11 protein-coding genes are annotated in these 12,479 nt (G+C 64.5%); 6 read left to right on the top strand and 5 right to left on the bottom strand.

The window, feature by feature from the left end:
* Positions 1-2 precede the first annotated feature (2 nt).
* A complete protein-coding gene (locus tag BDK61_RS10335) occupies positions 3-587 on the bottom strand; it encodes a response regulator transcription factor (protein WP_007190145.1) in 585 nt (194 codons plus the stop codon).
* A gap of 122 nt (positions 588-709) precedes the next feature.
* On the opposite strand from BDK61_RS10335, the gene BDK61_RS10330 reads away from it, so the two are divergent.
* Entirely contained in the window at positions 710-1,285 is a 576-nt protein-coding gene (locus BDK61_RS10330) for an MBL fold metallo-hydrolase (RefSeq protein WP_121303181.1), read from the top strand.
* Between the two features lie 23 nt (positions 1,286-1,308).
* On the opposite strand, the gene BDK61_RS10325 is transcribed toward BDK61_RS10330, so the two are convergent.
* Complete coding sequence (locus tag BDK61_RS10325) at positions 1,309-2,133, bottom strand: ATPase (protein ID WP_121303180.1); 825 nt, start codon at positions 2,131-2,133, stop codon at positions 1,309-1,311.
* On the bottom strand, positions 2,130-2,453 hold the full coding sequence (locus BDK61_RS10320; protein WP_004960968.1) for a DUF5827 family protein: 324 nt from the start codon (positions 2,451-2,453) through the stop codon (positions 2,130-2,132). The genes BDK61_RS10325 and BDK61_RS10320 overlap by 4 nt, the downstream gene beginning before the upstream one ends.
* Before the next feature lie 27 nt (positions 2,454-2,480).
* On the opposite strand from BDK61_RS10320, the gene BDK61_RS10315 reads away from it, so the two are divergent.
* From BDK61_RS10315 to BDK61_RS10305, 3 genes are all read left to right on the top strand, one after another.
* Positions 2,481-4,238: a histidine kinase N-terminal 7TM domain-containing protein gene (locus BDK61_RS10315; RefSeq protein WP_121303179.1), complete on the top strand. Its 1,758-nt coding sequence runs from the start codon at positions 2,481-2,483 to the stop codon at positions 4,236-4,238.
* 41 nt (positions 4,239-4,279) lie between these two features.
* Positions 4,280-6,439, top strand: a complete 2,160-nt coding sequence (locus tag BDK61_RS10310) for a beta-glucosidase (RefSeq protein ID WP_121303178.1) — start codon at positions 4,280-4,282, stop codon at positions 6,437-6,439.
* A gap of 109 nt (positions 6,440-6,548) precedes the next feature.
* Positions 6,549-6,938 (top strand): thioredoxin family protein, encoded by a 390-nt coding sequence (locus tag BDK61_RS10305; RefSeq protein ID WP_007190149.1) that lies wholly within the window; start codon positions 6,549-6,551, stop codon positions 6,936-6,938.
* A 2-nt stretch (positions 6,939-6,940) separates the two neighbouring features.
* On the opposite strand, the gene BDK61_RS10300 is transcribed toward BDK61_RS10305, so the two are convergent.
* Together BDK61_RS10300 and BDK61_RS10295 are read right to left on the bottom strand one after the other, a co-directional pair.
* Positions 6,941-9,094 carry a thioredoxin domain-containing protein gene (locus BDK61_RS10300; protein WP_121303177.1) on the bottom strand — a complete coding sequence of 718 codons (2,154 nt, stop codon included), beginning with the start codon at positions 9,092-9,094 and terminating at the stop codon, positions 6,941-6,943.
* Between the two features lie 54 nt (positions 9,095-9,148).
* The gene (locus BDK61_RS10295) at positions 9,149-9,340 is read right to left on the bottom strand and encodes a hypothetical protein (RefSeq protein WP_244209756.1); all 192 of its coding nucleotides are present in this window, start codon (positions 9,338-9,340) and stop codon (positions 9,149-9,151) included.
* Positions 9,341-9,564: 224 nt separating this feature from the next.
* Between BDK61_RS10295 and purD the strand changes: the two genes are divergently transcribed.
* Positions 9,565-10,917: a phosphoribosylamine--glycine ligase gene (gene purD, locus BDK61_RS10290; RefSeq protein ID WP_121303176.1), complete on the top strand. Its 1,353-nt coding sequence runs from the start codon at positions 9,565-9,567 to the stop codon at positions 10,915-10,917.
* 58 nt (positions 10,918-10,975) lie between these two features.
* Positions 10,976-12,472, top strand: a complete 1,497-nt coding sequence (locus tag BDK61_RS10285) for a TrkH family potassium uptake protein (protein ID WP_121303175.1) — start codon at positions 10,976-10,978, stop codon at positions 12,470-12,472.
* Positions 12,473-12,479 lie beyond the last annotated feature (7 nt).

Here is a 12,479-nt window from a genome sequence, read left to right as displayed (position 1 = left end):
GCTCAGTTGTCTTCATCGTCGCTCAGTCCGCGAAGCGTTGCGATGAAATCGGAGTCGTCTTCGATGCCACCGAGTGTATCTGAGAGGTCATCTCGCATCTCCGCGATTCGCTGGCTCAGCTCGTCGTACTGACTGCTTTCTGCCAGTTCCGCGCTCGATTTTGTCGCTTCGAGCGTCGCCTGCTTCTCGACGAGTGCGTAATACTCCTGCAGCAGCGAGTCGTATTCGGAGCGGTCGAGCAGATTGTCGACCGTCTCATGTAGCTGTTCGCTCCGGATCGGCTTCGAGAGGTATGCGTCAAAACCCATCTCAAGAATATCGAAGTCCGGTTCGACAGCGGTGACCATTGCCACCCGACAGCCAAGATCACGCTCGCGAATGCGCTCAAGCACTTCGTCTCCAGAAAGTCCGGGCATCATCCGGTCGAGCAGCACCACATCGACATCCGCGTCCAGTTGCTCCAGGCCCTCGTCGCCGTTCTGTGCCATGCGGACCTCGTACTCCTGTTGCAGCCACAGTTTGTACGTCTCGGCAACATCTGGTTCATCTTCGACGATAAGCACCACAGGTAGGTCCGAATCTGACATAATGTTCTACTATCCCTCGTTTGCATATCCACGTACATAGCCCTGTGGGTGCGGGCGTGCAGCGCGTCTCGACCGGTAACAGAACGATACCCACATCCGGGACGACGGCAAATAGGCGGGTAATGATTCGAAATCTCGCCCGTGGGCAACAGGCCTTCACGAGCAACGTGTTCCTCGTCACTGGGGACCGAACTGTGCTGGTGGATGTCGGCAACGAATTCGACGTGGTGTCGACTGTCGAAGAGCACGTCGACGATATCGACGCTGTCGCCGTCACCCACACCCACTATGACCACGTCGAGAACCTCGACAGCGTCGTCGACGCCTTCGACGTACCGGTGTACGGCTACGATACGGAGCAGGATGGCGTCGAGTACGCTATCGCCGACGATGAGACGATACAGCTAGGTGACCACGACTACCAGGCGCTGCACACGCCCGGCCACAAGAACGACCATCTCTGCTTCTACTCGGACGAAGCCGGCGTCCTGTTCGCCGGCGACCTCGTGTTCGCTAACGGGAGCTTCGGCCGGACCGACCTCGACGAAGGCAACCGGGACCTGCTCGTCGACAGCATCGAGCGGGTGCTGTCGGTCACCGACGAGGACTTACAGGAGATGCACACCGGTCACGGACCCAGCATCACCGACGCGCCGTACCAGGACATCGAACTGGCGCTGCAGGCCGCGAAGTTCTGAGATCGCGGGACAGCGCACAGCTTTTAGTCGAACGCACAGGCCAGCAGCGCGTCGTAGGCGTGGTCGTACGCATTGGCGACAGCTGCCGGGTCACTGCGCTGCTCGCTGTCGAGCGCGGGGAGCCGTACTGCCGCGACCTGTTCGATGAGGTCGACGACGTTCGGCACTCGTTCCTCCAGTTGCCCGTCGCCGGGACCACCGGTGGCGATCTGACAGGCCTTGCTGTATCGGTCGCCGTCGTAGATGCGGGCTCGGCCGGGTTCGACGACGGCCACGGCATCTGGTTCGATACCTGACAGCGGCCGAGCCACATCGCCGTAGGATTCGATGACTGCCCGGTCCGTCGCTTCGATATCCGCGGCGACCGACTCCAGCGCCTCGACGTGCATCACCCGCATCAGGTCGTTGAAATCGGCGATCGAGGTTACTCGTGGCGCATCGGCAAGCGGGAGTCGCTCGGCAACGGACTCCGGAATGTCGACAGTCCCGTTGACGACATATTCGACGCCCGTTTCCGTACTCGGGCGGCCGACCCGGTCCACGACGAACTGCTGGTTTTCTTTCCCGAGCAGGCCCGTCTCGGCTCCCGGTGAGGGGTGCCAGAGGCGGTGAATCGGATTGATCTCTTCCGGTGCGACATCGCTCGGTGACGCGGCCGCGAGGCGCTTGGCGTCCTTGCCGTACAGCCGCCCCTCGTTTGTCGCTCGCTGATAGTCGTCGTGGTCGAACCAGTAGTTGTTGCCCGCTCTGGGCTTGAACCCCTGAGCGCTGGTCCGTTCGAGCAGGCCGACGCTGAACGTGGTCTTGCCCGCGTCGACCCGGTCACTGCCGGCAACGAGGAGCTTCATGACTCAGCGAGGCCGTACAGCCCGACAACATCATCGTCCTGCGGGTCGGCGATCACGAGGTCGTCCTGATTGAAGATCATCCACGGGATCGCCCAGTCGATGAACACAGACTCGTTGGCTTCATTAAGTTGGGCATCTGCCGGGAGGCCCTGCAGCAGGCGGGCGATTTCCGGGATGGTGTACAGTTTGTCGGGGTCGAGAATGTCCGCGGGCTCGTGGAGCTCGAACGACAGTATCTCGTCGAACTCCTGCTTGTCGACAGGCATACCCGCCGGTATGCCGAGCGAGTGTGTAAACCCCTCGAACTGGGCGGAACCCATTTACTTGCTGGGCCGGATTATACGGTAATGGCCACGCTGCTCGTTGCGTACGCCTTTCTCCTGCTGGCTGTGGCCGTTGTCCTCGGGACGCTGTCGGTGTACGCGTGGGGGCGGCGCGACTACAGCGGCGGGACCGCACTCGCGGTTCTGCTCGCCGGCCTCTCGATATGGGACCTCTGTGTTGCGGCCGGTGTCCTGACGCGCGGGACTGAGTTGGCGCTGCTTTTCGCGTACGGCGTGTTCGTCGGTGTGATGCCCGCGATGGCCGGCCTGTTCGCATTCGCGCTGGCCTACACCGACCGCGACCGCTATCTCAGCCGGCGGACCGTCGCGCTACTGACTGTCGAACCCATCGTGTTCTTTGCTGCACTGTTTGTCGGCCCCGACGGCGCGATATACAGTATCTCTGGCCCGACAGACGCTGCTATGTACGGCTGGGAAATCACCGGCGGGCCTGTTTTCTGGGGCCATCTGGTGTACTCCTACGCACTTATCGCCGTATCAAGTGCGCTCATCATCCACTACGCACTCGTTTCCGGCGGTCTGTACCGGAAGCAAGTGTACGCCGTCCTGCTGGCCATCGGCCTCCCGTGGTTCGGGAGCGTCCTCAGCATCTTCGGCGACACCAGCATCGAACTCACACCGCTGTTGCTGGCGGGCACTGGGCTCACCCTCTCGTGGGCGTTCTTCAGGGGGCGATTGCTGGACATCTCACCGGTCGCCTATCGAGAGGTCGTCGAGTCGCTCAACAGCGCCGTGTTCGTCGTCGACACGAACAGCAAGATAATCGAGGCCAATGACGCCGGCCGCCAGCTACTTCGAGAGGAGACTATCGTCGGCCAATCCGTCGAGGACGCGCTCGAAACGTCGCCCGAGCTACTGGAAAAGTACCGCGGTCTGAACGACGACGCCAAGGAAACACAGGCCGTTATCGAGCAGCGCGACCGGTTTTTCGATGTCCAACTCACCCCGCTGTATGACTCCCGCGACACACTGGTCGGGCGCGTGTTTCTCGTCCACGAAATCACCGAACAAAAGCAGCGGGAGCGAGAACTCGAACGCCGGAACCAGCAGCTCGACCAGTTCGCCGCCGTCCTCTCACACGACCTTCGGAACCCACTGAGCGTGGCCTCGGGGCGACTGGCACTGGCCCGAGAACGCAATGACCCCGAGGAGTTCGACCGCGTCGAGGAAGCCCACGAACGGATGAGCAGCCTCATCGACGAGGTGCTCGCCTTCGCTCGCGACGAGAAGACGACCGACCGAGTCGAGCTACGGCTCTCGGCGCTGGCAAAGGCGGCCTGGGCCCACGTCGACACCGGCGAGGCAACGCTACAAATCGACGGCGACAGAGAAATTACCGGCGACCGTGACCAGCTCCTGCAACTGTTCGAAAACGTGGTTCGGAACGCCGTGGAGCATGGCTCCACAGGCGGTCGACCAGGGGGCGACGACAGTACCGAGCACGGGCACAGTCGGCCGGAATCCGACAACAGCGTAGAACCGGCGGGCACAGGAGTAACGATACGTGTTGACGCCACCTCGGACGGGTTCACAATCGGCGACGACGGCCCCGGTGTCCCACCCGAGGAACGGGAGGAGATATTCACACACGGCGTTACCAGCTCCGAGTCGGGAACCGGCCTCGGACTGGCAATCGTCCAGCACGTCGTCAAATCTCACGGGTGGGCCGTCGAGATGACCGAAAGCCGGTCCGGTGGCGCGAAACTCGTTGTTTCGGGGCTCGAAACGCAGTCGGTCCAATCGCCCGAGACGCCGTCCTGACCAGTCGACACTCTAAGGCCCGCCCGGCCGTGAACTCCGGTATGGCCGATGACGACCACATTGAAGCGGTACTTGCCCGGCTGTCCCGTCCACAGAAACTCGCTCTCGTTCGCGGTGCAACCGACCCGGAGGGCACAGCGACGGGGTACCTTTCGGGTGTCGAGGAAGCCGGGATTCCGCCGTTTCGCCTCGTCGACGGGCCGCTGGGAATCCGCGCCGAGGGACAGCGTGCGACTGCCTTTCCGGCGTCAATTGCGACAGCAGCAACGTTTGACCCCGATCTGGCCCGACAACAGGGGGCGGCGATGGGCCGCGAAGCAGCGGCGCTCGGACAGGACGCGCTGCTCGCGCCCGGCGTGAACATCATCCGGGTCCCGCACTGCGGCCGCAACTTCGAGTATCTCTCCGAGGACCCAGTCCACGCCGGCGCTGTCGGGGCCGGCCTTATCGACGGCATCCAGTCCGCTGATGTCGTCGCCACAGTGAAACACTTCGTCGCCAACAACCAGGAGACACATCGCACGACCGTCAGCACCGAAGTGGATGAACGGACGCTCCGAGAGCTGTATCTTCCACCGTTCCGTTCGGCTGTTGACGCTGGCGTCGGGTCGGTGATGACGGCGTACAACCGAGTGAACGGCACACACATGAGTGACCACGGGCGCCTCGTCGGCGACGTACTCAAAGGCGAGTGGGGGTTCGACGGTTACGTCGTCTCGGACTGGTACGGGCTGGAGAGCACTGTCGGCGCGGCGAACGCAGGCATGGACGTAGAGATGCCCGGGGTGGCGGCCCCCGGGGCAGCGGAAGCCGCCAACAGCGACACTGCGGATGATGCCGAGGAGTTCGAGTGGCCCGACGGCATCCCGGACGCGACCCGCGCAGGCCTGTTCGGCGACCCGCTCGTCGAAGCCATCGACAGCGGCGAGGTTCCGGCCGAACGCCTTGATGACATGGTCCGGCGGGTTCTCGGTCAGATGGACCGATTCGGGCGACTGGACGGCAGCCGTGCCGCCGCCGAAGACGGTGCAAGCGACGACCAAGCGGGCGAACTCGACAGCCAGCGACACAGAGATATCGCTGCGGACGTGGCGGCCCGCGGAACGGTGTTGCTCGATAACGACGGGGTCCTGCCGCTGGCTGACGGAGCGGACGTGGCTGTCATCGGACCAAACATCGACGAGCCGAAACTGGGCGGGGGCGGCTCTTCCGAAACGACGCCGGTCCACTCGGCTACACCAGTCGCGGGAATCGAATCCCGCGCAGAAGGCGCAGTCACGACAGCGTTCGGCGTCCCGCAGATAGAGTCCGTTTCGCTGTTCGACCTCCTGCCGTTTGTCGGTGAGGACGACGATACCGACGGTACGGCAGCGGACATCACCCAACAGGACCCGTCGCTCGACGACGCCGTCGACGCGGCCGCGGCAGCCGATGTCGCCGTGGTGTTTGTCCGCGATGCGACGACGGAGGCGCGGGACCGCGATTCACTGGCGCTCCCGGGCCAGCAAGACGACCTCGTCTCGGCCGTCGCGGCCGCCAACGAGAACACTGTGGTCGTCGTCAGGTCCGGCGGCCCCGTGGAACTCCCGTGGCGCGAGGACGTGGCCGCGGTCCTCGAACAGTGGTACCCCGGGCAGGCGGACGGGGACGCAGCGGCCGCCGTCCTCTATGGTGACCGTGACCCGAGCGGCCGGCTCCCGGTCACGTTCGCCCCAGAAGGCGAGTTTCCGACCGCTGGGGCCGAACGCCGCTACCCCGGTGTCGACGACGAAGTCCACTACGATGAGGGCGTCTTTATCGGCTACCGACACTTCGACGACGAAGACGCCGACCCGACCTATCCGTTCGGTCACGGCCACTCGTATGCGACGTTCGAATACGGCGATGCCGAAACCACAGGCGAGCGGACGGTCGCAGTTCCAGTCGAGAACGCCGCCGACCGGCCGGGCCGAGAAGTAATTCAGGCTTACGTCCGACCGCCGTCCGTGGACGGCGTCGACCGCCCACGGCGCGAACTCGCCGGGTTCGAGGCTGTACAGTTAGATGCTGATGAACAGAAGACGGTAGCACTGACGCTGGACGACCTGGCGTTCTCCCGGTACGACCCGAATTCCGGCTGGACGGTCGACACCGGAACGTACACCGTCGAAATCGGCCGCTCGTCGCGAGACATTCGGACGACTGTTCCAGTCGACCGCTAGCGCGTCCAGCCCTATCCCAACTGAAATCCCGATGTATTAGCTGAAGCTCGTCTGACTCGCGGAATTCGTGGCCGGGGATTTCAAGCCCCCTGACTACATACAGCCGGTTATGAGTCAGACGCTCGAAACCATGGAGCCGAATCCGGTGTGGGTCGAAGACGCCTACGCTGACACCGTCGACGTTCTCACACGCTACGCTGACGAGTTCGAGTACAAGATCTGGGGCGGCGACTGGTGTAAGGACTGCCGGGCGCAGCTTCCCGACTTCGGGGCGGCGCTGAAAGCCGCGGGTGTCCCAGAGGGGCAGGTCCACCACTACCCCGTCGAGAAGGAAGACGACGGCTCGAAGACCGGCCCGGAGGTCGAGGCGTACGACATCGAACTCATTCCGACGGTCGTCGTCGAACACGACGGCGAGGAGATCGCCCGATTCGTCGAGGAAGAGCCGGTCCCTATTGCGGTGTATCTCGCTGACAAAATCGAAAACGCGATGGCGTAACTTTACTCCGAATCGTCGGCCGTTTCGCCCCAGTCTAACGCTGTCCCGAGGTCGTGTTTCGGCGGTGAACAGGCGAAGTTCCGGCAGGCGTACACCGTCGGTCGGTCGTCGACCTGCGTGCGGCCGGCCCAGATCGGCGGCGACTCGTCCACCTCCAGTGTGTCGAGCCACTGCTCGAAACGACTTTTCTCGGCTGGCCGGTGGGCCAGCAAGCGCCGCGGGATGTACTGCTCGGCGAGGGTCTCCGTCCACTCAGTCGGGTAGTCTGACTGGTCGCCGACCAGCGTGACCTCCAGCGCGCCCTGCTCGTAGGTGTCCGTCGCCAGCGTGAGCGAGGCGTGCTGGAGCGGGTTCGAGGAGACGCGGTCGGCGTGGGTTCGGATGACCCGCTCGGCCACGCTTTCGAAGCGGTCGTCCTCGCTGAAATGGGACAGCGACAGCAGGAGGTCGACGGCGACGCCCGTGCTCGACGGCGTCGACTGGTCGGTCAGTTCCTGGGGCCGTGCGACCAGCGATTCGCCGCCGGTCGGGGTAAAGAAGAGCGTGCCCTGCTCGTCGTCCCAGAACGCCTCCGTGATTGCCTGGCCGAGGTCCATCGCAAAGGCGAGGTGCTCGACGTCGCCGGTCGCCTCGAACAGCGTCAGCGCGCCGCGGCCGAGGAACGCGTAGTCCTCCAGATAGCCGTCAATAGCCACGTCGTCGTCCTTGTACCGGCGATTGAGTCGTCCCGCGTCGGCGTCCCACAGGTGCTTCCGAACGAACGAGAGGGCGTCGGCGGCCACGTCTGCATACTGGTCGTCGAGGACAATCGCGCCCTCAGCGAGCGCCCGAATCATCAGGCCGTTCCAGCCGGCCAGCACCTTCTCGTCGCGGGCCGGTCGCGGTCGGCTCTTTCTGGCCTCGAACGTCTCGTTTAGCGCGCGCTGGAGACTCGCCGTGATGTCATCCTCGCTCCGGTCGTACTCCTCGGCCAGCACAGCTACCGGTTTTCGGACAGCCAGCACCGTCGCGCCCTCGAAGTTGCCCCGCTCCGTGACGCCGAAGTAGTCACAGAAAACCTCGGCGTCCGTCTCGTCGTCGACAGCCTCGTGGACTTCCTCGGGCGTCCAGACGTAGAACAGCCCTTCTTCGCTGTCACCATCCGGGTCATCAGGAGGTGCGCTCTCAGCGTCTAGCGTGCTGAAAAAGCCCCCGTCGGGGTGTTGCAGCTCGCGCTGGACGAACTCGAATGTCTCCCGGACGACCGACGCGTAGCGCTCCGAGCCGATGGCCTGATAGCCGGCGAGAAAGGCCCGCGGAATCTCGGCGTTGTCGTACAGCATCTTCTCGAAGTGCGGCACGGCCCACTGCTGGTCTGTCGCGTAGCGGTGGAAGCCCCCACCAACGTGGTCGTACAGCCCCCGGTCGGCCATCACGTCCAGCGTCTCCTCGACGACGTTCAGGTAGTCTTCTTGCCCACCGTCAGCATATGCCCGCAGCAATGCGTGTAGTCGCCCGTTCTGGGGGAACTTTGGGCCGCCGGAGCCCCAGCCGCCGTCCTGCCGGTCGGCCCCGCGATGGGCGATGGTGCCGGCGGTCTGAATGATGTCCTCTGCGGGGTCCTCAGGGTCAGCCGGCGTCGCTTCGAGGTCACTCTCGATTGCCTCGGTCCACTGCTGGGCGCGGTTCTCCATCTCCGCGCGCTGCTCGGGGTCCGACCACGAGCCTGAAAGGCGCTGGAGCAGGTCGCCAAAGCCTGGCTGCCCGCGCTTCTCCTCCGGCGGGAAGTATGTCCCGACGTAGAACGGCTCCCCCTCCGGCGTGAGCCAGGCCGATAGCGGCCAGCCACCGCCACCGGTCACCTGCTGACAGATACTCATGTACACCGAATCGAGGTCCGGCCGCTCCTCGCGGTCGACCTTTATCGGGACGAAGTTCTCGTTGAGTTGTTCGGCAATGGCCTCGTCCTCGAAGCTCTCCTCCTCCATGACGTGACACCAGTGACACGCTGCGTAACCAATCGAGAGGAAAATGGGAACGTCCCGCTCTCTGGCGGCTTCCAGGGCTGTCTCGTCCCAGGGCTGCCAGTTGACCGGATTGTCAGCGTGCTGGCGGAGATACGGGCTCTCCGCCTCGTCGAGTCGGTTTCGGGCCGTCGGGTCCGTGGCGTCGCTCATACCCGTGGCTGGGAGCGCCGCGGTGAAAAGGAACGCGACGCCGGCAGCGACGCCTCAATCGCCAGCCAGCCGGATTCCACGGGCAAGGACGTACATCAGGACGACACCGGCTCCGATGGCGAGGATGAAATTACCGAGCAGGGCCAGTACTACACCCAGTACGGAGTTCTCCGCACCGAAGAACGCGATTGCATAGAGAGGGAGGCTCCCGGCAACGAACACGCCGATGAGCTTCGCGAGTGGCATGGCCTCTGAGAGTATCTGGGCCCTGTCTATCTCTCCTGTCGCGGGGTCGATGAAGGGGCGGGGAGGGGACGTATCTCTGTGTGTCAGACAGTCGGGCAAAGTAGCTCCCGGTCTCCGTCCGGTGGACCTGCACACGAGCGCGCTCGACACAGAAACGACTGCCACAGTCAGCGCAAACCGGCGAAAAGACAATACTTACGTGAGAGCCCATCCGGCCTTCGGGTATGTCAGAGACAGTGCTGCTCGTGGGTGGCGGCGGCCGGGAACACGCGATTGCGCGCTCGCTCGGGAACTCGCCGGGAGAGCTGTACGCCTGTGCCGGCAACCGGAATCCGGGCATCGTCGCCCTCGCCGACGGCTTCGAGGCACTCGATACGACCAACCCGACAGCCGTGACGACCTACGCTCGAGAGGTCGACGCCACGCTGGCGGTCATCGGACCCGAGGCGGCCCTCGCCGCAGGTGTCGCCGACGCGCTGGACGACGCCGGTATCTACACATTCGGGCCACAGGAGCAGGAGGCCCGCATCGAGACGGACAAGGCGTTCCAGCGGCGGTTCATGCGGGAACACGATATCCCCGGCTGTCCGGATTTCGAGACGTTCGGGGACATGGACGCCGCCTGCGAGTACATCGACGAGTACGACGGCGACCTCGCGGTCAAGCCCGCCGGGCTGACCGGCGGTAAGGGCGTCCGCGTCATCGGCGACCAGTGCACTGCCGAGGAGGCCAAGGAGTACCTCCGGAGTTCCGACTACGACCGCGTCGTCCTCGAAGAGCGCCTCGTCGGCGAGGAGTTCACCGTGCAGGCGTTTGTCGCAAACGGGCAACTGCGCGTCACGCCAGCAGTGCAGGACCACAAGCGTGCCTACGAGGGCGACGAGGGACCAAACACCGGCGGGATGGGGAGCTACTCCGACGCCAGCCTCCACCTGCCGTTCATGGACGAGGACGACTACATGGACGCCGTCGACGTGCTCCGGGCCACCGTTGAGGCCCTTGACGGGTACAAGGGCGTCCTCTACGGGCAGTTCATGCTCACCGAGACTGGGCCACGCGTCGTGGAGTTCAACGCTCGCTTTGGCGACCCCGAGGCGATGAACACGCTGCCGGTGCTCAACACGGACTTCCTCGACGTACTGACCGCCGCACGCGACGACGACCCCCTGCCACAGCTCTCCTTCCGCCCGCTGGCGACCGTCTGCAAGTACGCCGTCCCGGACGGCTACCCGACCGACCCCGACGCCGGGGCGAAGGTACCAATCGACGACGACGTCATCGCGGAGGTCGTCAACGACCACCGCAAGCAGTCCGGTGACGACCCGGAGACGGCCCCGGAGGCGCTGCTGTGCTACGCCAGCGTCGACGACCGTGAGGACGGTATCTACACGACTACCTCTCGCTCCTACGCCGTTGTCGGCCTCGCAGAAACGATTGGCGACGCGGAGGCCATCGCCGAAGAAGCGCTTCAGCGGGCCGGGACGGAGGGGCTTCGGGTCCGCCACGACATCGGTACGGCCGACCTCGTCCAGCAGCGTATCGACCATATGGACGACATCCGCGGCGGCGCGGACTGAGCGCGTGGTGGCAGCGTCAGCGGTCACGCGCCGGAAAATCGCCGGGCGGTGAACGCCCTTGGCACTGACCACTGTCGACGTGCGGTCGTCGCTGAACGTTCTTGGTGCGATTTTGCAGTGGTTGGCCGTTCCGCTGGTGATTCCCGCACTGGTGGCTGTATTGTACGGTGAGTCGCCGCTACCGTATCTCGTCACGATAGCGATTACGCTGGGCGTCGGCACAGCGCTCGCTCGCCTCCAGCGCGAGCGCATCGACGACCGCGAGGCGTTCCTGACGGTGTCGTTGGCCTGGCTGTCCATCGCCGTGGTCGGCGCGATACCGCTGTTCCTTGAGGGGACCGGCGTCTTCGCCACCCCCGTCAACGCGCTGTTCGAGGGAATGAGCGGCATCACCACCACGGGCGCGACCGTTATCCGGGACTTCGACGCCCACTCGCAGGCACTGCTGATGTGGCGGCAGGTCCTCCAGTGGCTCGGCGGCCTCGGCGTCCTGTTGCTCGCGACGGCCGTGCTCTCGCGGCTCTCGGTCGCCGGCGCACAGCTCATGGAGACGGAGACGCGGACCGAGAATGTGACAAAGCTTACGCCCGGCATCGAGGATACGGCGCGCATCCTGGGGTTGCTGTATCTCGGTCTGACAGCTGCTGCGGCGGCTATTCTGTTCGCGCTGGGAGTGAGCGGCCTCGCCCCGAAGATGACCCTCTTCGACGCGATTGCTCATGCGTTCACCGCCATCGCGACGGCTGGCTTCTCCCCACGGGCCGAGAGCATCGGCGCGTTCTCCCCGCCCGTCCAGTGGGCGGTGACGCTGTTCATGATCGTCGGCGCAACGAACTTCGTCCTGCTGTACGCGCTCGTCCGGGGCGACACTGACCGACTCCGGCAGAGCGAGGAGTTCCACTTCTACGTGGGGATTCTCGGGGTCGGCACCCTGCTCATCGGCGGCCTACTCGTGCTCGATCAGGGATTCACCGGTGGCGTCGGGGCGACGGTTCGCCACGCCGTCTTCCAGACCGCCGCCATCGTCACGACGACGGGCTACGCCTCAACGGACTTCAATACCTGGTCGGCCGGTGCGAAGAACATCCTCTTTGTCATGATGTTCATCGGTGGGATGGCCGGAAGCACGACCTGCTCTATCAAAACCCTGCGCTGGCTCGTCGTTACCAAGTCTTTCTGGCGTGACCTCAACGTCTCGGCCTACCCGCGGAGCGTCCGCCCGGTCCGGCTCAGCAACGAGGCTATCGGCGAGGATACCGTCCGGGATGTGTACGCCTACACGCTGGTCGCGCTGGTATTCTTTATAATCGGGACGGTCCTGCTCGTCGCCGACGGTGAGCGAGCGAGCGCGCCGATAACCGAGTTCGAGGGACTCAGTGCTGCGGCGTCGATGTTCTTCAACATCGGCCCGGCGTTCGGGCAGGCCGGCCCCTACGGGACCTACGAGGGATTCGCCCGGTCGAGCAAGGTGCTGATGATACTGCTGATGTGGGTCGGCCGAATCGAAATCGTCCCCGTGCTGGTGATGCTGACGCCGACGTTCTGGACGCGGTGACCGCCTG

This window comes from Haloarcula quadrata (assembly GCF_003634715.1).
Taxonomy (GTDB): Archaea; Halobacteriota; Halobacteria; order Halobacteriales; family Haloarculaceae; genus Haloarcula; species Haloarcula marismortui.
Note: the sequence above shows the minus strand (reverse complement) of the source record. Positions and strands in the feature narration are given on the sequence as shown.